This window comes from Paenibacillus sp. M-152 (genome assembly GCF_003856555.1).
GTDB classification, from domain to species: domain Bacteria; phylum Bacillota; class Bacilli; order Paenibacillales; family Paenibacillaceae; genus Paenibacillus; species Paenibacillus polymyxa_C.
The window spans coordinates 999,094-1,021,614 of sequence record NZ_CP034141.1 but is presented as its reverse complement, the minus strand read 5'-3'; the positions used below and the strand labels follow the sequence as shown (position 1 = coordinate 1,021,614).

Here is a 22,521-nt window from a genome sequence, read left to right as displayed (position 1 = left end):
AGGACTCCCTTACGAGTTACGCATAATGATGGATTCCAGCATATTTGCAACATCCTCGCATGAATCCGTTGTCGTTTCAAGGCGTTCGTACAATTCTTTACGTTTAATCAGTTCAATAGGATCAGTTACAGTTGCAAACAGGTTTTTAATGCAAATACGCAATAATTCATCCCCCTGATTTTCCAAATCATTCAGGCGAATGGTGTATTCACGAATAGCCAACAATTTTTTCTGTGAAAGCAAATGTACAGCCTTCTGAATTTCGTAAGCTGATTGACGCAAAATATCAGCGAACTGCACAATATACTCGTCCGGCTCTGTAATGTTGTACATATAAAAACGAGAGGCTGTCGCTTCAAGACCATCCAGCACATCATCCATGGTCGTTGTCAGTTCCATGATGTCGTCGCGTTCCAGCGGCGTAATGAAGGTCTTGTTCAACTCAGTAATAATCGTGTGTGTGTAATCATCACACTTATTTTCATACTTCTTCATCTCATTGGTAAACAAAGTCACATCTTGAAAATTTGAAGTATGTTGGGCAAAATAATCGGCTGCTTGCACGATCGTATCTGCCATATTTTCCAACGTCTCGAAGAATATATCCTTTTTCTTCAATCTCATAACGATTACCCCTTTACGAAAATATCCGCAACCTGTTTCGACTGCAATAGACAACCTTTGCTATCTTATCACACTCATCAATGTTTTTGTAATGTTTGTAAAAGCAAATTTCTAGATATACGTATACAATGCCCGACATAGAGGGTCATTATCCGACAATTTTTTCCTAAATAGGTGTATTACGTTTTCTAATTCGCTTCAAACGTTACATGTTCCGTTAGTGAAGTATCTGCAGGTACTACATGTATATAGGATGTACCTGGTGTTAACGGGATTTCAACCCCATTTTTCATAAACCGAATCGCATCGCCAGATGTATGCTGCCATTCAGCACGTATTAACTGTCCTTGTTGAAACACCATGGCCTCTCCGCTACCGTCCAGTTCAACGCTTAGTCTGCCTACATCATCCAGCGTTCGATGCCTCGTGCTCATCACAATAACATTAGCCGCTGAGAGCTGTTGGTTATTATTTTGATCCAGATGTGACTTTTCGTTCACAAAACGCTTATATCGTTGATCGGCTCGATCATAGGTATAAGATACGCGATAGCTTTTTAGCAAAAACCGGATGTGCACAGATGCGGCACTCTCGTCCACCATAACTGGAGTTTCGCCGGTTTTGAGATAAGGATACACTGGAACTTCCGTCTGCTTGGTATATCCTTTGCTTTCGCTTCCTTTACGTAGCCTGCTCACATCTGTGTATAAATTATGTGGTGGACGACGATCTTTACTTCGCCAAAAATAAGCCCCTCCATTTGAAATCTCATCCAGATGCTCCTTCCGCTGCTGCTGTAAAATCGCATAGGCATCTGTACTTCCCCCTGCATGTATCGGCAACGCACCATAGGTTTCGCCTAGTTCAATCAAATACGGCCGAATACTGCGGACCGGACCGATCTTCACATCTCCACCATGACTTTGGAAAAAAGCTACCAAACGGGTAATTCCGCCTTCTGCAAGAACCTCATATACCATGTCTGCCTCGCTAAGCCCTGCCTGTGGACGCGCAGCCGGGGCATTGTTAATCATGACAGCCAGTGGCCGCTCTATAACAGGCTGCTCCACCGGAAGCCCGGTAAGCGGAGCTGTAAATGCCGGAACAGATGGCTCCTTAGGCGGTTCAAGCACCTTCTTCTCTGTTTCTTGCTGGTTCGGTTGGGGAACGGATTCAGATTCACCCGTATTGGACAAAGCAGAACAAGATATCATTGTCATGCATAACAGAGCTGAGGCCATCACACGCAACCAATGATTTCGTTGAAACATGGGCCCGGACAAGTTCATCCCTCCACATCGTTATTTTTCTCATTATAAGCTTTATTTCCTGTTTTTGTCTTGATTGAGGCATTACCTCTCTATAGAATACTTATCTAAAGACATTAAAATTTAAAAAATATTTAGAGTTTGTGATTTTTATCACAAATAACTGTAACTGAACCTAATACAATAAAGGTGTAGCAAAGATGATCATCCCAAACAAAATGAAATACAACCCATCATTATAGATTAAGAAAGAGGAGTGATTTGAATGTTTAACAACTGGTTACGTGAGAACAAAGTAGCAATGTGGCTGCTGACTGTAGTACGGGTTTATCTAGGTTATGAATGGATGACCCACGGACTTGAGAAGCTGACTGGCGGATTCGATGCAGGTGGATTTATTTCGGGGGCCATTGCTAAAACAGGCGGAGATCACCCCGCTGTACAAGGCTGGTGGGGATCGTTCCTTGAAGCCTTTGCCCTGCCGAATGTCGGTTTGTTCAACGTCCTGATCCCATTGGGTGAGTTCTTGGTCGGGGTTGGCCTGCTGCTTGGTACATTGACTACACTGGCTACTTTGATGGCTATGGTTATGAACTTCTCGTTCCTGTTCTCGGGAACAGTAAGCACCAATGCAATCTACCTGCTGGTTGAAATCTTCCTTATCGTTGCTGGTGCAAATGCCGGAAGAATCGGCTTTGACCGTTGGGTACTGCCCTTCCTGCGTGGACTGTTTGGTAAAAATAAAGACACTTATCAAACGGACCCCAATCGAAAAATAGCTTAACTACCCAAAAAACAACCGTTATCCTCTGGAAATGGTTGTTTTTTTGTTCAGCCATGCTGCTTCTCTTTAATGTGTGGCTATGCTGCACCCTCCTCTATTTAAATGAACAAAGGAGTCCTCAAGTCCATCCTGACTTGGAGACTCCTTTTTCGGGTTCATCTTTCCCCCGAACGTTTACAAGTTGGATACAACATGGAATGTTCACGATACATTTACCCTGTACACTACAGTTACATCAAAGAACCTAATGGAGGGTTATATCATGAAAAAAATCACCAAAGCCTATCTCATGCTCGCAGCAGTAACTTTCACAGTACAGACGATCGGATTGGGATCTACGACATCAGCCAAAGCAGCGACATCTACTACAATATCTCAAGCAGAAGTTGTACAACATATTTCCAAAACCTTCGAGCAGCTACTTCGCCAACCAGGTAAGCTACCTCAGGCATTCACTTATTTGCAAAAACATATCCAATCCATTCCTGCCTCTCAAGCTACCATCCTAGTGCTACATTTGGAAAATGCACAGAAACAGCAATTGGATTCATATGCACAGACCTTATATCCGACCTCTGTTCAAACTAAGATTAATCAAGTCTATAAACCCGGTGATTCGTTCACTAATGTAATCAGTCGGACAAACGATGCAAAACTGAAAAAATTACTCACTCAATCCAGAGATGCCGGCTACAAACTTGAAACCGCAGAAGGCATGTTTTACCCAGTCATCAACTATGAAAAATATAAAGTATTCGGAAATGACATTACCGCAGATATCCGCAGCTATATTGACATCATGGCAACGGAATCTGGACAGCCGGCTACCAAGGATGCGGCATTACACATCGGTTATCAACAGTTAGCCGGAAGGGTGCTGGCGCAAGAGTCATTTATAACCCAATATCCACATTCCAATCGTACACAGGCAGTGAAATCATTACATGATCTCTATTTCTTCTATACTTTTTATGGTACGAACAATACACCACTATTCGATGATGACACCGGGAAGATTCGCCCCAATGCCAAAAAAGGATATCAGCTCGTCGTTCAACGCAACAGGGATTCGAAGAGTACCTACATTCAAAAGCTGAAGGCATTTATGACACTATTGGATCAAAATGGAGATAAGCGAACTCCGCAGGTATCCGCCTGGCTAAAAAAGAACGTGCCTGCTAATTAATCACAGAAGAACACACCAAAAGAACTTCCAACCCCACACACCATGTGGTTTCGGAAGTTCTTTTTCTTACATTTACAGATCATTTTCTTGACCAAAAGCCCAACAATTGAGGCTCAATGAGCCAAGGACATACGACTGAAAAAGCTTACGCGCGGAGCGATCATGATCGGCAGCCCCCATCACGTAAAACAAAGGCGAAAAGTGCTCTATTCCATACGAAGGAACCGCCTGCTTGGCATATGGAGCCTTCTTGTCATATTGGAACAGATGACGCAAATTCCAGTCTTGAAGCTGCTGTGCGATCCAGTCATCATATTGAACGGCCCAATCGGCTGGCTCACTCGTCTGCTTGAGTGTCCGCAAGTTGTGGACCAAGCCTCCACTACCGAGGATCAAAATCCCTTGTTCACGCAGTGGCGCCAGCATCCGTCCAATCTCATATTGCTCCTGAGGATCGCGCCGTGAATCAATGGATAAGGGTACGACCGGTATGTCCGCATCAGGATATATATGCCGCAAAACCACCCATGCTCCATGATCCAGTCCCCGGTTCCGAACCGGCTGGTGGAACAGGTTATGCTGACTGAACAGATGCCCTATCTCCTCATACAGCTTTGGATCGCCTGGTGCAGGGTAATCAAGTGAGTACATTTCTTCGGGAAAGCCGTAGAAATCGTGCAACGCTGCATGCTGATCATCCGCGCCGATACATTGATCGGGGCTATCCCAATGCGCGGAAAAAATGATGATTCCTTTGGGTCGGGGCAGGCTCGCGCCCAGCTTTGCAAGAAAGCTGGTATATGCGTTATTTTCTACAGCCAGTGTCGGTGAACCATGCGCAACAAAAATTGAGGGTAATGTCATCGCTGCCAACCTCCACACGCCAGTATAGTGTTACTCTTTCATTTTACTCCGGCGGAGGCGCAATTTCCAATACAATCCGTTACACCCTGAAATCAGATCATCCAGTGCTGCCAATCCCGTTGAATATTTTCCTGTTCATCCAGCCATTCCAGTGTGCGGTCAATCAGCTGTTGCCGCTCTTTACCTGACGAGAAAGTGTGATCTCCCTGGAAAATAATCTCCTTATCACAGCGTCCCTCTGGACGCATCCAGAATACCTTTTGAAACAGAAATGCATAATCCACAGGAATGATATCATCCGAGGTGCCATGAATAACAAGCACATCACCGTTAAATTTAACGGCCTCTTGGAACGGTTGGAATTGAGCTAATGACTCAAAATAAGCTGGTGTGAACTTATAGCCCAAGTAGTCTGCATGACCGGTTTTAACAGACTCGTCGTACACGCTTCGCTCCGTAATTTTGACAATGTCGTTGAACGGATAGCCGACAGCTGACCAAAGGACCAGGTTTTGTACTCTTTTGTCCCGAACGGCTGTGAGCAGAGCAACCGCGCCCCCCAAACTGTGACCGATCAGCGTCACCTTGGTCGGGTCAATGTCCGCGCAATTCACGGCGTAATCCAACACGGTGCGTGTCTGATTAATCATGGACTCAAGCCCCTGCTTGCCGTATTCACCCGTACTTTCCCCACAACCGGCAAAGTCAAAGCGCAGTACAAAATATCCACCTTCGGCCAATTCACGCGCAGTCTTGACGAACAATCGATCGACTCCGATACGATTGCCCACAAAACCGTGACAAATGACAACGAGCGGAACTCGTCTCTGACGTCCTCCCTCATTCGTACGGTTTGGATAATGAATTGTTGCGGCCAGCTCCTCATGTTCAAAACGAATTCCAATTTGCCGTTCCATCCTGATTCCCCCTGTTTCAAGCTTCACTACAGCATTTCATCATTCAAGCTCATATAGTAACGTGGAATATCCATCCAGAATATTCATTCACTTTAATTCCGATAAGTTTAATAAGTTTTATAGTAAAGTCAGTCTATCATCGCCCTGCTTCCTTGTCAACCTGTCAGTTCATACCGGGATGGAAGTAAACAAATGGCGCTCCCCGATGTGATGCCGGAGAACGCCATACTACTCGCTTATTAGAGTGCATCCGCTACATTAGAGTAGACGACTTGCTACTCGTAGCTGTGCCTGAACATTTGGTGGGTTTCGACTCGTCCCTCCCACTCCAGTTTACAAGAGGCGCCGTTATTTTGATCCTCATGCCACAGGCTGCGGTAGCTCTGTTCACCCAGTTCACCTGCAAATTCTGTGTCCTCAGCCAATTCAGTATCGTCCAATATACGGTACGTTGGAGATGTCCCTTGAACGCTTCGGTGACTCACGTTTGCAAGCAAGGCTTCCCCGCTGTTCCCGTTCGGAGCACCTGTCAGTCGTTTTTGGACCGAATAATCTGCCTGGTTCTCCAGTTCCATGATGCCACATCCTCTCAACGTTTTATATTCAGGTTGCTCCATGTGCTCACCCTTTATCCAGTTTGAGGAGAATGCAGCGGTAATATACATAATGGATAAAGCCTTTTGCCATCCGGCGTTTCCTCACGTATACTGTCTTTGTTACAAAATGGCGATTCCAGCAGCTTGGGATACGATCATAAAGCAGGAGGAAGCAATGAATAAAGCAAAAAATTATACACTTATTGCCTGGGTTGCCTTGTCCATGTTTTTCTTGACACAGGCGATTATTGGTTGGTTTATCACATTTACAGGCGGGGATATCAAACCTTTTGAAAAAATTAGCCTTTCCACCCTCATCATCATCGCCGCAGGTGCCATTCTGCTGGTTGAAGCACTGATGAATTTCATGGATCGTCCGGAAGAAGGCGAGGAGACTCAACAGCCAGACCATGCTCCCGCGAAGCCCCAAATGAATTTCAAATCCATCTTGATGTATGTAGTACTGGTTGTTGTCATTCTTGTCGCCGGACTTGCGCTACGCAGTGTGCTGCCGGTATTCAAAATCTCACCTTGGATGAATTTAGTGCTTGCGGCTATTGGCTTTATTGGACTCAAACCGATTTTTCTGCGTAAAAAACGTTCATAACCTCGCAATTCTCACAGTGCTGGAGCCGCCTCATTACGGAATCGTAGCAGCTCCTTTTTTATTTGCAATCAGCCATCTGACTCGAAGCTTGGGAATCGTCAGAAAAGCCGTATCCCCACCTGCAAGAAGATGCATGGGGAATACGGCTTGATGTACTTTCGCATTTATTTGGAAAATAGTTGTTCTGCATTATCCAATGCAATTTTGTGCCCCATCGCGGAATAGTCCAGCCAAGGCTGTCCGTTCAACATGTAGACATGACCTTGCTTCACAGCTTTGAGTCCTTGCCATACTGTATTTCCCTCCAGCTGCTTATATACCTTTTGGGCATCCGCACCTTTACTGATAATTACCAGGATGGCATCAGCATCGTAATCTGGCAAAACCTCTTGAGACACAACCTGGTAGGCCTTATTAATCTTTTCCACACCTTTAGCTGGCTTCAAGCCCAAATCCTGATACAATAGCGGTCCTACTGGACGCTTCATCCCCATGACACGAACTTCTTTCGCTGTGACACGTACAGCCATGACAGTCCCGTCTCCGATTTTGGAATGAATGAGCTTTTTGACCCGTTCCCTCTGTGTATCATAATCTTTCAGAAAAGTGTCTGCCTGTGCTTCATGTTTAACCATAGCAGCTATTTTTTTCAATTGATCTTTCCATGTACCTTCATCCAAATCAAAAACCTCGGTCGGTGCAATTTTTTCAAACTTGGCCACATCGGTTCCCGAATATTTTTTGTCGAGGAAAATATGATCAGGTTGAAGCTCCAGTACCGCTTCCATATCGGGGTCTGTGACAACCCCCAGCTTACGAGTATTTTGAAGACGATCTTTTACATGGGGCAAAAAATCCTTCACATCTCCACCAATAACCGAACCCGCTGGAGTAATGCCCAATGCTAGCAGATTGTTCGTCAAATGAATAGACATGGAAGCAATACGCGAATCCGCACTCATGGTGGTTTGGGCACTATCGGCTGCTTTCGTACTACTAGCTTGTTTGTCTGCTGTTTGCCCACAAGCAGACAGCATGATCATGCATGCAACAAGAAACAGGGCTATCCACGAACGTTTAAACCCTGAACCCTCAAATCTATTTTTTCTCATGAATATTCTCTCCTATACTATAGAAGCTCTATTTTTAATGTTCGATCCTCAACGCTTCTATTTCGTTGTTGTTTAGCATGCTGCATCATGTGCAGCTTTGGGTTTCATATGTAACCTAATCCTATTGTCATTTGGTTCGGGACAACAAGAATAAAAAATACGGAGCTCCTACCACAGCAACCACTACACCTGCTGGAATCGCATTCGGCTGAAATACCGAACGACCAATCGTATCTGCCGTGACCAGAATGACGACTCCAACCAAAGCGGCTACTGGCAACAAATGCTGATACATCGGTCCAACCAAACGGCGAGCCAGATGAGGCGCAATCAGCCCAATAAAACCGATGCCTCCGGCCATGGATACGCTGGCGCTCGATAGAGCCACTGCTGCGCCCAGCAGTATCAAGCGCTGGCGTTTTACACTTGTACCGATTCCAGCTGCGGTCTCATCACCCAGCGACAGATTATTTAGGCTACGTGTCTGCGATAGAACGTAGGGCAATACAATGACAATCCATGGCAGTAAAGCCACTGCATGTATCCAGTCCCGTCCCCATACGCTGCCAGCCAACCAACGTGCGGTAAATGCGTACGTATCCTCATCCAGCCGCAACGACCAATACAGCGTTATGGCGCTGAGCCCTGAGGCTACACCGATACCGGACAGGATTAGCCGCACAGGCACGATTCCTCTGCTGCCACTATAGGACAGCATAACTATCAGCACCGCTGCGACGACACCTCCTGCAAAGGTAAATAAGGGGATGAACAAGGCTGCTGATCCTTCCAGATCGCGAAAAAAGCTGACATACATCACCAGGCCCAACGCAGCCCCCGCATGAAGGCCCAGCACTCCCGGATCTGCGAGTGCGTTTCGCGATAAGCCCTGCATGACCGCCCCGGCTGCACCCAGTCCCGCTCCAGCCAGGACCGTTACAACAATCCGCGGCAGCCGGTATTCAAACAGGACCATATGGTCACGTCCGCTGCCTCCGCCAAAAAGTGTATCCAGCACGCGTAGCGGTGGAATACGAATCGTTCCGGTATTCAAACCCAGAACAAGGACAGCAAAACTGATTCCAGCCAATGCGAAGCAAACGAGCCAAGCCTTGGTCGTTCTTGTATCCCCTGCCCCTAGAGAGCGTCTCACTATAATTCCCTCCTTTCCTTACGGGCGAGAAAGAGGAAAAAAGGTACTCCGATAAAAGACACCATAATTCCAATAGCTAGCTCCTCTGGCGGATTCGCCATTCTCGCTCCCAAATCAGCCAGCACTAGTAGCACGGCTCCCAATAATGCAGACAATGGTACGATCTGGCGATAATCCACACCGATCAGCTTGCGAGCAATATGTGGCACGACCAAACCTACAAAGCCGATGGCCCCGGCAGCCGATACAGAAAGTCCAGCTAGGACCACCACAGTCAGTAGCCCCAGCAGCCGGATACGCCGGAGATTTAATCCCAGATTCAGCGCTACCTCATCGCCCATTGAAATCAATGAAATGGAGCGTGCGAGCCCCATAGACCAAGCGATCACAATAAGCAAAATCGGTGCAAGAATCTCGAGCTGCGACCATTTGATTCCGGCAACACCACCCGCATACCAGTAGGCTAGATCCTGACTTAGATCAAAATAAATCGCAATTCCCGAAGTCATGGAACCTAACAAGGCTGCTGTCACAGCTCCAGACACCGTTAGTCTCATGGGTGTCAATCCTCCCGGCGCGGAAGCTCCTAGTCCAAATACCAGTAAGGTACTCATCAGTGCCCCCAGGAACGACAAAACAATTAACGTCCCATAAGGTAGATCAGGGAAAAAAGCAAAGCTCACTGCAACTACAAACATCGCTCCTGCGTTAATGCCCAGCACACCTGTATCCCCTAGCGGGTTGCGCGTGATTCCTTGAATCAGAGAGCCTGCAACCGCCAGCGCAGCCCCAATGACAGCTGCACCGAGCACACGCGGCAATCGAAGTTCATGAATGATCTGATGGGTCGTCAGCGAACGATCATAGTGAAACACTGCTGACCACACCGTGCTTATGGTCAGATCCTTGGCTCCTAAGGAAATGGCAGCGAACATGGCCAAAGCCAATAATACAGCCGAAGCTGTGAACAACAACGCCTGCCGAATCCTGCCCGCTCGGAGCACCGGTCGGGCTATAAAGGCTACTTTAGGAGCGTTCCTCTCTGTCGAAGCTGTATGTTTGTCCATGCTGTCTTTAGACTGCATTCGGTGAGGTCACTCCCTCCATACCTGAAAGCCATTACGACTTTCATTACAATAAACGCCAATGATAATGATTATCAACTTGATTCATAATAGCATGTTTCTATGACATTGCAAGCCAAAAACTGTTCCCCCGTGGGAGGAACAGTTTTTGGATATATCTATGTGAGATCGTTACAGGTATAGTTTCAATTAACCCTCTCTTTAATACGTAGGCCAACCTGCCGAATCCCATTTCAAATCACTAATCAGAAGCTTTGGATTTCCGCCATCAGTGGCATCATAGGCATGACGCGCAATCACACTGTTGTTATAGACAGATTGTCCACCTGGTCCCCTCCAGCGGTCATTCCCCGCATCCAGTATTGTTCCACCGCCGTCCATCAGACTTTTTCCGCTCTTATCCACATACGGCCCGGTAATACTGGTGGAGCGACCATAAATGATTTTGTAATTACTGTCTACGCCTTTGCAGCAGTTATCGATGGAAGCAAACAGATAATAATAGCCGTTGCGGTATGTAACATGCGGTGCTTCCAAACCACCAGCCGTACGTCTAGCAATAGAATAAATCTGGCCTGTAGGCTTCATCGTATTCTTATCCAGTCGAGTCACTTTCAAGCCCGAATTCCATGAACCGAAGGAAAGCCATGGGTTACCGGAAGCATCAATAACCAGATTCGGGTCAATAGCATTATAATCGTCAGAATCCGTCGTACGCAGCACTAGTCCATCATCTCTCCAGCTTCCCGCGCCGATGCTCGTTGCTGAAGTTAAGCCAATGGCCGAAGTGCGCGATCCAAACGTAGAAATGGAATAGTAAACCCAGACACGTCCATTGTACTTTTGAGCATCCGGTGCCCATACATCATTAGTCTTTTGCTTAGGTACATACGATTTCCACCAAGATGGTGGCGACAAGAAGATTTGCGGCAATCTGTAAAAATTGCGTCCGTCATCCGATCTTTGAACCTGTATCCCCTGCCCTGTGGAGAAAATATACCATGCATTTCCTTCCTTGGTGATGGACGGATCATGTACTGCCACATCGCCTGTTAACGCCCAATGCTCGGCCGATGTGGACGGCACCACGGACAGCAACAAAGCAGCCGAAGTTACGGCAGCAAATGCTGTTCGGGCGAATTTACCCTGTACTGATTTTTTCCATGCTTTCAACATTCTTTCGCACCTCCGAATTAATATTTTATGATGAAAATCAGGTGATACGCTTATTACATTAGTGTTTATACTTATGAAGTTACCCATATATTAACCTATCAACTTCAGTTTTGTAAACGCTTTATTTCAAATAAAAAGAAATTTATAAACTACGCATAACATTGCATATACAAAAAAAAAGAGCCCGTAGGCTCCTTGTCAGATAAGCATATTAAACAAATTCTCATTTTTGTTCAATTCCGTATAGTTAAGCCCCTTGCGATTCATTCGTTCAATTAAAGGAAGATAGTCTTCCTTGTGTAACAATTCAATACCGACCAGCGCCGGGCCATTTTCTTTATCATTCTTTTTCGTATACTCAAACCTAGTAATGTCATCGTCCGGTCCAAGCACTTCCTGAAGAAACTCACGCAGTGCCCCTGCTCTTTGCGGGAAATTCACCATGAAATAATGTTTTAGCCCTTCGTATATCAGGGAGCGTTCCTTAATCTCCTGCATACGATCAATATCGTTATTGCCACCACTGACGATACAGACTACTGTTTTGCCTTGAATCTGCTCACGATACAGATCAAGTGCTGCTACAGGCAGCGAGCCCGCAGGCTCCACAACAATCGCATTTTCATTATACAGCGCCAGAATCGCTGTACATGCCTTGCCCTCCGGTACCTTCACAATATCATCCAAGGTATGTTTACAAATGTCATACGTTAACTGACCCACTCGCTTCACCGCAGCACCGTCAACAAACTTGTCTATTTGCTCCAGTGTAACGACCTTGTTCAAACGCATCGCTTCCGTCATTGATGCTGCGCCCAAGGGCTCTACGCCGATTACTTTGGTGGTCGGACTCACAGTTTTAACATATGTGCTTACGCCTGCCGCCAAACCGCCGCCACCAATCGTCACGAACATATAGTCCGCAGGTGTATCCAGACTCTCCATCACTTCCATCGCAATCGTACCATTACCCGCGATAATTTTCGGCTGATCGAACGGATGGATGAAGGTCATTCCCTGCTCGCTACACACCTTCATAGCCTCGTCATAAGCATCGTCAAATGTATCTCCGGTCAAAATAACCTCTACACTGTCTCCGCCAAAGCGACGTACCTGCTTCACCTTCTGATTAGGCGTTGTGCTCGGCATAAATATTTTACCGTGGATGCCGAGCGCGTTACATGAAAAAGCCACGCCTTGTGCATGATTACCCGCACTCGCACACACGATCCCTTTCTCCATCTGCTCAGGAGTCAAGCTGCGGATCATGTTGTAAGCTCCACGGATTTTAAAGGACCGCACAACTTGGAGATCCTCTCGCTTCAGATACACATTACAGTTATATTTGGCCGATAGGACGGCATCCCTCTGTAAAGGTGTACGAACAATCACCTCACGCAGCATATGATGCGCCCGTACAATATCCTCCATGCCAACGGTTGACGCCGTGGCCGGTTCAGTTTTCTGGGTTTCTGTTGGTTCCATAGGTTCTCCACGCTCCGCCTGAATATTTCTGTATTTGAAATCTTTCAAACATCATACCACGTTTACCTATAGCTTGTGCAGTTGATAGCCATGAAAATGAGAATGAAAATCATTGAATCCATAAAAAAAGCAGGTCGAGACAATGCCCGACCCGCCTTTCCTGACTCTATACATTTCTTGTAATCAATCGACTCATTCAGCACCGTAATGATTACCCTTTTACCCCGCCTGCAGTCATCCCTTCAATAAAGTAACGCTGGAAGAACAGAAACACAACGAGAATCGGCAGAATAGCCAGGACTGATCCGGCAATCAACACATCATAATTGTTGCCATATGGCGTCAGCAGACTGGACAGACCGATTGGCAGTGTCAGCATGTCGTTAGTACGCAATACGATCATCGGCCACAGGAAGTTATTCCAACTGTTCATAGCCTGTAAAATAGCCATTGCCGCAAAGGCAGGTGCCATCAGAGGCATCATAATCCGCACAAAAATACCATACTCTGAACAACCGTCAACTCGTGCAGCATCCATAAAATCCTTGGGTACTCCGCTCAAATATTGACGGAAGAAAAAGATCGGAATCGGTGCGACGACAAACGGCAAAATTACACCCCATACCGTATTGATCAGCTTCATACCGATCATGAGTTTGTAAAGTGGCAGCATGATAATTTCTACCGGGATCATCATCACGACCAGCACCAATGTAAAAATCACATTTTTCAGTCTAAAACGATACATCTCCAGGCCATACCCGACCATCGCGGACAATATCAGACATAACACCGTAAACAAGACGGTAATGACAAGACTATTCCAGTACCATTGAAAATAATCCGTCGTCCCCTGAAAGATGAACGCATAGTTTTTCAAGGACATGATGGCCCACTCCAGCTTGAGATTCAAACCGTAGCGCAGCAGCTCCGTTGATGGCTTGAATGAGGCAAGCGTCACGGCAAATAGCGGAAACAGGGCGAACCCGGCAAACAGAATGAACAGGACAACGAGAAATGCGGATAACGGGCCTTTTTGTTTCTGAGCCATCGCTTAATCCTCCTTCCGAAACATGCCAAAAAATTTGAGCTGGATCAGGTTCAGTACTAATGTGAATACGAGCAATACAATACCCACTGCCGCTCCAAAGCCCATACTATTCTGTTCCAGACCTTGGCGATAGAGATAGCCAACAATCGTTAACCCAATATCATTCGGGGAGTTATTTCCGTTCCACAACATATAGCTCTCGGTGAACATGGATAACCCGGCATAAATACTAATCGTAAATACGTAGATCGTCACGGGTTTCAGCATAGGAATCGTAATCCGCCAAAATGAATCGAAACGACTGGCTCCATCAATCTGTGCAGCTTCATACAACTCGGGAGGAATGTTCTGGAGTCCCGACATGTAGTACAGCATATTTACGCCTAGCCATCTCCATAAGGCCAGCACGATCAACGCTAAAAAGCCGGTGTTCGCGTTCATTAGCCATTTGTAAGGCTCAAGACCGAATAACCCCAACAGAGAGTTCATCAGCGAGCCGTCCAATTCCCCGAACATGAGTCGGAAGATTGTTCCTGCTACCACCACTGAGGTTAGTGCGGGTATAAACATCACGGAGCGAAACAGCCCTCTGCCCGGCATTTTAGGCGAATTCAGCAATACCGCCAGTACCAGTGGCAGAGGAATCAGCACGACCAGTGTAAGCAGCGTGTACAGGACGCTGTTCAATATCGCTTTTCCAAATGTAGGATTCATTAAATCCTTATAATTTTCCAGGCCAACGTAAGTTGTTATCCCCGGCAGAACTTCCTGAAAGCTCATAATGACCGTCGAGATGACCGGATACGCAAAAAACAGTGCAAAGGACAGTAAAAATGGAAGGACAAATACATACGGTGCCGTACGACTGGAATGAATAAATCGGCTCCATTGACTTCTGGTCGGACGCTGAGTTTTTGGCGGCTGACCTGTCGGTACATTAGCGTTCGTATGAACGGGCGTTGCCATGAATCTCACTCCCTTTCCTGTTGGGGTCTATCTTAGTTCATCTGCTAGCTCATGCAGCACCGTGGCTGGATCTTCGCCACTCTGTAGTGTCCGATAAAGTATTTTATTGCGTACAGCACTGGCGATGTCAGGCGTTTTCGGTCCGATATGCACCGCATTGATCTCATCTTTGACTTCGATCAGCGTGTCAAAAATATTCGTTCCGAAATACTCCGTAAATTTATTTTTGGCTTTGGCTTCCGGCATGGTCCACACTTCACTGCGGATGGGATCAAACCCTAGCTGCTTCCAAATCTCCACATTCCCTTGCTTGGACAGCTTGGCAAAGGCTAGAAAACGCATCGCCAAATCCTGGTGCTTTGACTGGTTCGTGACTACCGTTCCGGTCCCGCCCATACCTGCTGAGCGATAGCCGCCTTTTTCCCACGCCGGCATCGGTCTAATGATGATTTTTCCTTTCAAGTCAGGCATGTAATCCGTAAAACGTCCCATATACCACATCGGCATCCACACCGAAGCGGCCCCGCCTTTGTTCATAAACCCGTAATATTCCTCCATATGATGCCCACCGCCCGGTGCGGGAATAGCGATCTTGTCTTTTATCATCTGTTGGAGAAACTCAAGTGTTTTAATATTGGTTTCGTTATCCAGCGTCAACTCGCCCTTATCATCCAAAAAATCTGAATTTTGCTGTGAGATCATCGGCCAGTAGCTCCACAGGTCATTGGTCTCCAAGGTTGCCATCGGCTTGCCCGTTTTTGCCAGCACTTGCTTGCCAGCAGTAGCATAGTCTGTCCAGGTAACGATGGAATCCGGGTCTACCCCCGCCTGATCCATAATCTCTTTATTGTAATACATCACTTCGGCTCCAACGTGGAAGTCAATGCCGTAATACTTACCGTCTTTGCCGTAAATCTGTACTCTGGAAGGCACAATGTTATTGATCTCAGGGTCAATCACCGGATTGAGCGGGACCAGTTGCGGTATTCCTTTGAGGAAATTACCAATCTTGTTCACCTCAATATCCGCGATATCCGGCGCTCCCACCCCTGATTGCAACGCAATCGAGAGCTTGCTGTGGTGGTTGTCATAAGGAAATGTATTCGCTTTCAAATTAATCAATTCATCAGGGTGCTGTTGGTTCCATTGGTCAGCCATTTGCAGAAAAAACTTCTCATGCAGTTCATTGAAAGTCCACAATACAAGTTCTGTTCCCGGCCCATCCTTTTCATCGCTCTTGAAAGAACAACCTTGCAGCAGTCCAGCCATCAAAACCACCGCCATAAGCATCAAAGCCATGCTTTTTCTTCGCAGCAGCATATCCTTCCCCCTTCGCATGATGAAATCCTAATTCGTAAATGATTGCGCTTTCTTTTATTATTTAACATCAATACAAATTAGTTTACAACAACATTATTCAAAAAAAATTCGTTTTTGTGTAAAACAGATCTCATTGCATTATAGGGGGAAAATGAATTGGATGGGAATATGATGATTTCTGCATAAAAAAACGACCCAACTTCAATTGAAACTCGGAGTTGGGTCGCGCTATGTTAACTACTCTTGCGAATGTGCTGCTTCGTCTTTCACTTCTTCTCGAAATGATCTAATACTTTGTTTACGACGATTATTTTTTTCTTCGATCTGCTTACGCTCCTCATTGCTGATTTCAGAGGAAAATTCGTTTAGGTATCCTTCAGCCTCATGAAGATTCTGCAATGTATTCTGAATATTTTGTTGCAAATGCTCCACATTATCTGCTCGATTATCCGGTTTTGCCATCGGTTTAACGCCTCCTAATCATAGAATCGCTCACTAGAGCGCTAAACCGTAGCTTGATCGTTATCGAGTTATTTTATACATTAAAATGCTTTCCAAACCATTGGCCTGCTGCTTCGGCTTCAGTGCGAGTCAATTGATGACCATTGCGTTCCAAGTAAGCTTCCACCTGCGCTCCGGCCCCCTCCAGCAGGGCTTGCAGCTCCTGAGATTCCGCCGCTGGAACAATCGGGTCATTTTCACCAGAAGACAGAAATACAGGGACACCGTTCAAGTCCGGCAGTTGCAGCCCTCGCAATGGCACCATGGCATGATGGAGAATGGCACCACGTAGCGCTTTTGCATCATGAAAGAGCATACTGGCCGCTATGTTGGCTCCATTGGAATAGCCCAGAGCCACCACGTTGTTACGGTCAAAATCATATTGCTCTGCAGCTGAATCTACAAATTCGCTTAGTTCTTTGGTACGAAATACGAGATCCTCAATATCGAATACCCCCTCAGCCAAACGGCGAAAGAAGCGCGGCATCCCATTTTCCAATACATTACCTCTCACGCCCAGCACAGACGCTCCCGGTGCTACCATATCAGCCAAGGGTAGCAAATCTTGTTCATTCCCGCCGGTACCATGCAACAGCAAAATAACCGGGGCTTGCGGATCATTTCCTTTACGAAAGACGTGTTTCATATCTATTCCCTCCTCTAATTAACTTTAAATTAAGAATCTTATTTTTTGTATAAATTGATTATAGCCCATTTCACTGCTTTATACAAACATAATTGACCTCGTTCATTTTTTCTAAAATGATGTCTTGTTCCATTGACATGTAGTATAGCTGTATTTTACTATGGTGTTAGATATTTAGAATATTATCTAAATATCTAAAGGAGGAAATGTATTTTGAATGATGCCTTCAAAGCTTTGGCTGATCCGACCCGGCGTACAATCTTGCAGCTTTTAAAGGAAAAAAGCATGAGCGCAGGCGAAGTAGCTGAACATTTTCAAATTAGCAAACCCAGCATCTCCCACCATCTCAATATCCTGAAGCAGGCTGGGCTGGTGCTGGATGAACGACAGGGGCAAAACATTATCTACACCCTGCATACAACGGTTGTGGCGGATGTGATCGGTTGGATGTTCAGTATCGCCCACTCCGATACCCCTGCGAAAAAAAATAGGAATCATATTAAGGATGAGGAGGAATCTGAATGAAATTTCGAACACCTTGGAGCTTGACGGATGTTTTGACAACTTTGATTGCCTTATCACCCGCCATAGGCGCTATACTGCTGTACGACCGACTTCCCAATGTTCTAGCCTCGCATATTAACTTTAACAATACAGCAGACGGGTATACGAGCAAAAGTGGTTCTATTATCATGCTCGTGTTGTTGGGCCTAGTCCCGCTGGTCATTCGATTGGCACGCCACATGGACCCCAACAGAGCTAATTATGAGAAATTTTCAAAAGCCTATGAAGTTACGCGTGCAGGTGTTTCTGTAGTTCTCGCTGTAGCTGGATGGGGAATGCTGCTGTATAACCTGAATATACGACTGCAAATGAATGCTATAATTTTAGGGTTAATAGGCCTGATGCTGATGGTGATGGGGAATTATATGACTCAGGTACAGCCGAACTATACGTTCGGTATCCGCACGCCGTGGACTCTGTCTAATCCCGAGGTATGGCGTAAAACGCACCGTTTCGGGGGGCCTATGATGATGCTTGGCGGTGCTTCAGCGTTGGTGGCGGCATGGGTCGGTGGAATGGCGGGAGTAGTCATTTTCCTAACCGTACTGATCATATCCGTTATCTCTCCTGTACTCTATTCTTACTTGTTGTATCGTAAGCTAAACAAGTAAATAGACAAAGCCACACCTGAACCTAATAAAGGAACCTCCCAAACCGCGATAAAAGCAGAATGGGAGGTTCTTTATACATCTACATATTCAATTAAAACAACAGCTTATCGGGATGGGTGCCTACACGCTCATCCAGATGAAGACCATTGATTCGGTCAATATCCTCAGTCGTCAGTTCAAAATCGAACAAATCGGCATTTTCGCGGATACGATGCGCGGTAACCGATTTGGGAATCGTCACAATCCCCCGATCCAGATGCCAACGCAAAATAACCTGAGAAGTCGTTTTGCCGTATTTAGCAGCAATCTCAACAATGTCTGCCTGCTCCGTCAGTTTCCCCTTCATCAGAGGACTCCATGATTCAAGCTGGATCTGGTGCTCCCGGCAGTATTGATGCAGCTCTTGCTGTGTCAGACGCGGGTGAAGCTCTACCTGATTAATAACAGGCACAATATTGCTGTCTTTTAGGAGGTCTTCGAGATGGTGAATTTGGAAGTTGCTTACTCCAATTGCGCGTACGCTTCCTTCTTCATACAGCCGTTCGAACGCCTTCCAAGTTTCCTTGTACTTGTCCTTGCCAGGCCAATGGATAAGGTACAGATCAATGATATCCAGGCCCAACCGTTTGCGGCTTTCCTCGAAGGCACGCAGTGTTGAATCGTAGCCTTGATCTTGATTCCATAGTTTAGTGGTCACAAACAGATTTTCTCTAGCCGCTCCACTGTCACGAATGGCTTGTCCGACCAGTTCCTCATTGCCGTAGATCGCCGCGGTATCAATGTGACGGTAACCGACCTCAATCGCTGTTTTGACTGCTTCGTAAACCTCATTACCTTCCGCCTTGTACGTACCAAAACCAAGCCAAGGCATCTGAACTCCGTTATTTAGTAAAGCTGTATCCGCAATGTTCCCCATGTCTATCTCCTCCTATTCTTAGTTATATATTATCCAACAGGATAATTACAGTTTAGTCGCATCCTGAAAAGCATTCACTTCAAGCGGAGCAGCCAACAGTTCTTTCGCTGCAGCAACAAATGCCTGGAAATGGGCAGAATTGTTATGGAAATCTACAGCAGCAGCATCCTTCCACACTTCCACCATCGTAAATGCGTTGGGATCATTCAGATCCTGCATTAACGTATAGCGGACATTGCCCTCTTCAGCTTGTGATGCGCTGATCAACCCTTGGGTTTGTTGCAGAAATGTTTCTCTTTTTTCTGGTAAAACTTTCATATCGGCATGAATAATAATCATAATATTTTCCTCCTCGCATTATGTAACTATTTCTATTATAGACCATTCTTTCGATAGATTAAAAGTGCGGCCGTTTCTGAAATACAGTAAAATGAATCGTATTGGGGAGTTGATCGACTGATCAACTGCTCCTATATTTTGTTTAGTGGCGGTGAAGGCATGTGCGTTTTCAGACAAAATTAATGGTATTCATATCCCTTCTAGTGCTAGTCGTTACCGGACTGTTGGGATTATCCTTGCGCTATATGATTACCTCCGCCTTGTATGAAGAGATTGGGAAAAGGGCGCTGACCGTAGCCAATACGCTTGCGGTAGATGCACAGGTCAGGGATGCTCTAGAACAGACCGATACAACGCAACTACGTGCGCGGATCAACGAGGCAGTGAAGCCCGTTCAAGCCAGCAGCGGGGCTGATTTTATTACAATTGCAGATCGTCATCTCATTCGTCAATGGCATGTTAACCCGGAACGCATCGGACAGCCTATGATGGACCCGCTGAATACTAAGGTGCTGCAAGGGCAGTCCTTTATTACGGAATCCACCGGCTCTCTCGGACCGTCACTGCGAGCCAAAACCGCAGTCTATAATGAACAAGGCCAAGCTATCGGACTCGTTTCTGTAGGTTTTCTGATGACAGATGTGGCGCAAAATATTCGTACATACACATATACATGGCTATGGTTCATGATAGGCGCGCTGATGATCGGCATATTAGGAAGTTTAGTTATAGCACGACGGGTACGGCGCGAACTGCATGGGCTGGAGCCAGTAGAGATTGGACGGTTGTATCAGGAAAAGCAAGCCATTCTCGAATCCATAGGCGAAGGGATTATCGCGGTTAATAGCAGTGGACAAGTCACACTTGCCAATCCACAAGCCGTCCGTTTGCTGGGCCTTCCCCCGGAAACTAGCCTCTATGGATGCGAGCTTCGTCACTTGGCGGACGCTGCAGATCAACTAGCAGATGTACTTGCTACAGATTTTATCGAGAAGAATCCAAGCATGAAGCCCGATCAGGAACAGAACGTATTCAATGAAGAAATTGAGATCCAACAACGAGTCGTAGTCGTCAGCCGTGTGCCGATCAAGGATCGATTTGGACGAATACTGGGCACGGTTGCCAGTCTGCGCGACAAAACAGAGCTGCTTCGCATGACGCGGCAGTTGACGGAGGTCAAGGATTATGCGGATGTGCTGCGATCACAAACACATGAATATACCAATCGGCTATATCTCATATCCGGTCTGATTCAGTTGGAGTGTTATGACGAAGCAGTGGACTTTATTACTCAGGAATCGGAGGAGTATCGTGTACATCGTTCTGTTTCCTCTTCTCTTTCACCTGATTCAATCATCGCCAGCCTGCTGATCAGCAAGAAAAAACAGGCGTTGGAAAAAGGGATTGTACTCCATTCATATATTAAAGGAGCATTTTCAACTCCGTCTCCTACGTTGGAGTGGTCGCTTCTTGCTGCCATTGCCGGAAACCTGCTGGACAATGCTATGGAAGCAGTTGCGATAGGCTCTATACCTGACAGACAGGTCTGGTTCCGGCTGGAAGAAATGACTGAAGCCATCATCGTCGAAGTTGCAGATAATGGATCGGGTATTTCAGAGGATATCCAGGAAAAACTGTTCGTTAAGGGAGCATCAACCAAAGCAGAGGCAGGACACGGATATGGCCTCGCTCTCGTGCAGGAGTACACCGAACGAATGAGTGGCTCCATAAAAGCACATGAACGGCCTGGTGGTGGTAGCATTTTTGAAGTATACATTCCTTTAAATAGGACGGACACGAGGATCAATAATGCAAAAGGAGGTTACGTCCATGAATGAGCGGGTTTTATCGGACATTGAGGTTCTTATTATTGAAGATGATCCGCGAATTGCGGAGATTAACCGACGATTTATTGAAAAGGTGGACGGGTTCACTGTATGTGCAATAGCAACGAACGAATTTGAGGCAAAGCTCCAACTAGATGTTCTGCGTCCGTCTTTAGCCGTGCTGGATGTTTATTTTCCCGATACGAATGGTCTAACCCTGCTATCGTTCATCAAGCAACACTATCCGGGTACAGATGTCATTATGCTGACTGCCGCCAAAGAAGCTGAAACTGTGGTACAAGCGGTTCGCGCAGGCGTATTTGATTTTATCGTAAAGCCGCTCGTATTCGAAAGATTGCGAGCGACCTTAGAGGAATATGCCCGTTTTCGGCGCCAGGTCACAACATGGCAAGAGGAACAATCTACGGTGGAGCAATCGGAAATTGACCGTCTGCTACAAAGCGCGGGCACGGGTCGGATGACGGGTAACGGAGTCGGAGAGCTATGGGCCAAAGGCATTGATAAAGTCACTTGCGAAAAGGTGCTTGATCTCCTGAATCGACAAGGTGAGGTTACTACGGGTACAGTGGGAATTGAGCTAGGTATGAGCCGATCTACCGCCAGAAGGTATCTGGAATATTTAGTTGAAAGTGGCGATGCGCACCATGATCAGGTATACGGAACCGTCGGCAGACCGGAGCGTATCTATCGCAGACGGCAGGAAAATGCATAAACCACCAATTCTGCCGTTCGGTCCTTCCTTCCTCTCTCCTCGGTTGTGATTTTAATAAACTTAATTCGCTTAATAGGCTAAAATGGTTTAAATGATCACATTATTTACGTCCCCCTTCCCGGTTGCTAGAATGATCAACAGTTAGTTAATTGATAATGATTATCAGTTTCTCTGGTAAGCATATTTGGAAC

24 protein-coding genes are annotated in these 22,521 nt (G+C 46.2%); 7 read left to right on the top strand and 17 right to left on the bottom strand.

The annotated features are described in order from the left end of the window. Positions 1–9 precede the first annotated feature (9 nt). Both EGM68_RS04675 and EGM68_RS04670 read right to left on the bottom strand, forming a co-directional pair. Positions 10–624: a DUF47 domain-containing protein gene (locus EGM68_RS04675; protein ID WP_013369515.1), complete on the bottom strand. Its 615-nt coding sequence runs from the start codon at positions 622–624 to the stop codon at positions 10–12. Between the two features lie 188 nt (positions 625–812). After that, positions 813–1,907, bottom strand: a complete 1,095-nt coding sequence (locus EGM68_RS04670) for a DUF3048 domain-containing protein (RefSeq protein WP_013369514.1) — start codon at positions 1,905–1,907, stop codon at positions 813–815. 250 nt (positions 1,908–2,157) lie between these two features. Between EGM68_RS04670 and EGM68_RS04665 the strand changes: the two genes are divergently transcribed. After that, complete coding sequence (locus tag EGM68_RS04665) at positions 2,158–2,676, top strand: DoxX family membrane protein (protein WP_013369513.1); 519 nt, start codon at positions 2,158–2,160, stop codon at positions 2,674–2,676. 262 nt (positions 2,677–2,938) lie between these two features. Next, positions 2,939–3,862: a hypothetical protein gene (locus tag EGM68_RS04655; protein ID WP_129548718.1), complete on the top strand. Its 924-nt coding sequence runs from the start codon at positions 2,939–2,941 to the stop codon at positions 3,860–3,862. Positions 3,863–3,934: 72 nt separating this feature from the next. On the opposite strand, the gene EGM68_RS04650 is transcribed toward EGM68_RS04655, so the two are convergent. From EGM68_RS04650 to EGM68_RS04640, 3 genes are all read right to left on the bottom strand, one after another. Continuing rightward, complete coding sequence (locus EGM68_RS04650) at positions 3,935–4,726, bottom strand: dioxygenase family protein (RefSeq protein WP_013369511.1); 792 nt, start codon at positions 4,724–4,726, stop codon at positions 3,935–3,937. A 92-nt stretch (positions 4,727–4,818) separates the two neighbouring features. Continuing rightward, a complete protein-coding gene (locus EGM68_RS04645; RefSeq protein ID WP_040102100.1) occupies positions 4,819–5,643 on the bottom strand; it encodes an alpha/beta hydrolase in 825 nt (274 codons plus the stop codon). A 275-nt stretch (positions 5,644–5,918) separates the two neighbouring features. Continuing rightward, positions 5,919–6,218: a hypothetical protein gene (locus EGM68_RS04640; protein WP_013369509.1), complete on the bottom strand. Its 300-nt coding sequence runs from the start codon at positions 6,216–6,218 to the stop codon at positions 5,919–5,921. Positions 6,219–6,414: 196 nt separating this feature from the next. Here EGM68_RS04640 and EGM68_RS04635 point away from each other — a divergent pair, with 196 nt between their 5' ends. After that, a complete protein-coding gene (locus tag EGM68_RS04635) occupies positions 6,415–6,846 on the top strand; it encodes a hypothetical protein (RefSeq protein WP_025677306.1) in 432 nt (143 codons plus the stop codon). Positions 6,847–7,010: 164 nt separating this feature from the next. Here the strand turns inward: EGM68_RS04635 and EGM68_RS04630 are convergent, their stop codons facing one another. The 10 genes from EGM68_RS04630 to EGM68_RS04585 form a co-directional block, all read right to left on the bottom strand. Next, positions 7,011–7,958, bottom strand: coding sequence for an ABC transporter substrate-binding protein (locus tag EGM68_RS04630; RefSeq protein WP_013369506.1), 948 nt, complete (start codon positions 7,956–7,958; stop codon positions 7,011–7,013). A 127-nt stretch (positions 7,959–8,085) separates the two neighbouring features. After that, positions 8,086–9,111, bottom strand: a complete 1,026-nt coding sequence (locus EGM68_RS04625; protein WP_040102101.1) for a FecCD family ABC transporter permease — start codon at positions 9,109–9,111, stop codon at positions 8,086–8,088. After that, on the bottom strand, positions 9,111–10,196 hold the full coding sequence (locus EGM68_RS04620; protein WP_013369504.1) for a FecCD family ABC transporter permease: 1,086 nt from the start codon (positions 10,194–10,196) through the stop codon (positions 9,111–9,113). Before EGM68_RS04620 ends, EGM68_RS04625 begins: the two co-directional genes overlap by 1 nt. A gap of 201 nt (positions 10,197–10,397) precedes the next feature. Further along, positions 10,398–11,372 (bottom strand): arabinan endo-1,5-alpha-L-arabinosidase AbnA, encoded by a 975-nt coding sequence (gene abnA, locus EGM68_RS04615; protein WP_040102102.1) that lies wholly within the window; start codon positions 11,370–11,372, stop codon positions 10,398–10,400. Positions 11,373–11,570: 198 nt separating this feature from the next. Beyond that, positions 11,571–12,857 carry a threonine ammonia-lyase IlvA gene (gene ilvA / locus EGM68_RS04610; RefSeq protein ID WP_025676833.1) on the bottom strand — a complete coding sequence of 429 codons (1,287 nt, stop codon included), beginning with the start codon at positions 12,855–12,857 and terminating at the stop codon, positions 11,571–11,573. 211 nt (positions 12,858–13,068) lie between these two features. After that, positions 13,069–13,908 carry a carbohydrate ABC transporter permease gene (locus EGM68_RS04605; RefSeq protein WP_013369500.1) on the bottom strand — a complete coding sequence of 280 codons (840 nt, stop codon included), beginning with the start codon at positions 13,906–13,908 and terminating at the stop codon, positions 13,069–13,071. Positions 13,909–13,911: 3 nt separating this feature from the next. Continuing rightward, the gene (locus tag EGM68_RS04600; protein WP_013369499.1) at positions 13,912–14,874 is read right to left on the bottom strand and encodes a carbohydrate ABC transporter permease; all 963 of its coding nucleotides are present in this window, start codon (positions 14,872–14,874) and stop codon (positions 13,912–13,914) included. 27 nt (positions 14,875–14,901) lie between these two features. After that, complete coding sequence (locus tag EGM68_RS04595; RefSeq protein ID WP_040102103.1) at positions 14,902–16,194, bottom strand: ABC transporter substrate-binding protein; 1,293 nt, start codon at positions 16,192–16,194, stop codon at positions 14,902–14,904. 237 nt (positions 16,195–16,431) lie between these two features. Beyond that, positions 16,432–16,656, bottom strand: a complete 225-nt coding sequence (gene tlp / locus EGM68_RS04590) for a small acid-soluble spore protein Tlp (RefSeq protein ID WP_013369497.1) — start codon at positions 16,654–16,656, stop codon at positions 16,432–16,434. Between the two features lie 73 nt (positions 16,657–16,729). Further along, entirely contained in the window at positions 16,730–17,341 is a 612-nt protein-coding gene (locus EGM68_RS04585) for an alpha/beta hydrolase (RefSeq protein ID WP_013369496.1), read from the bottom strand. A gap of 213 nt (positions 17,342–17,554) precedes the next feature. On the opposite strand from EGM68_RS04585, the gene EGM68_RS04580 reads away from it, so the two are divergent. Both EGM68_RS04580 and EGM68_RS04575 read left to right on the top strand, forming a co-directional pair. Beyond that, positions 17,555–17,866 (top strand): autorepressor SdpR family transcription factor, encoded by a 312-nt coding sequence (locus EGM68_RS04580; RefSeq protein WP_058710746.1) that lies wholly within the window; start codon positions 17,555–17,557, stop codon positions 17,864–17,866. After that, positions 17,863–18,516, top strand: a complete 654-nt coding sequence (locus tag EGM68_RS04575; protein ID WP_013369494.1) for an SdpI family protein — start codon at positions 17,863–17,865, stop codon at positions 18,514–18,516. Before EGM68_RS04580 ends, EGM68_RS04575 begins: the two co-directional genes overlap by 4 nt. A gap of 91 nt (positions 18,517–18,607) precedes the next feature. Here the strand turns inward: EGM68_RS04575 and EGM68_RS04570 are convergent, their stop codons facing one another. Beyond that, on the bottom strand, positions 18,608–19,432 hold the full coding sequence (locus EGM68_RS04570; protein ID WP_013369493.1) for an aldo/keto reductase: 825 nt from the start codon (positions 19,430–19,432) through the stop codon (positions 18,608–18,610). 45 nt (positions 19,433–19,477) lie between these two features. After that, on the bottom strand, positions 19,478–19,771 hold the full coding sequence (locus EGM68_RS04565; protein WP_013369492.1) for a putative quinol monooxygenase: 294 nt from the start codon (positions 19,769–19,771) through the stop codon (positions 19,478–19,480). A gap of 161 nt (positions 19,772–19,932) precedes the next feature. On the opposite strand from EGM68_RS04565, the gene EGM68_RS04560 reads away from it, so the two are divergent. Then, entirely contained in the window at positions 19,933–21,609 is a 1,677-nt protein-coding gene (locus EGM68_RS04560) for an ATP-binding protein (RefSeq protein ID WP_014599490.1), read from the top strand. Beyond that, positions 21,602–22,330 (top strand): response regulator, encoded by a 729-nt coding sequence (locus EGM68_RS04555; RefSeq protein WP_013369490.1) that lies wholly within the window; start codon positions 21,602–21,604, stop codon positions 22,328–22,330. Before EGM68_RS04560 ends, EGM68_RS04555 begins: the two co-directional genes overlap by 8 nt. The last annotated feature ends 191 nt before the right edge of the window (positions 22,331–22,521 follow it).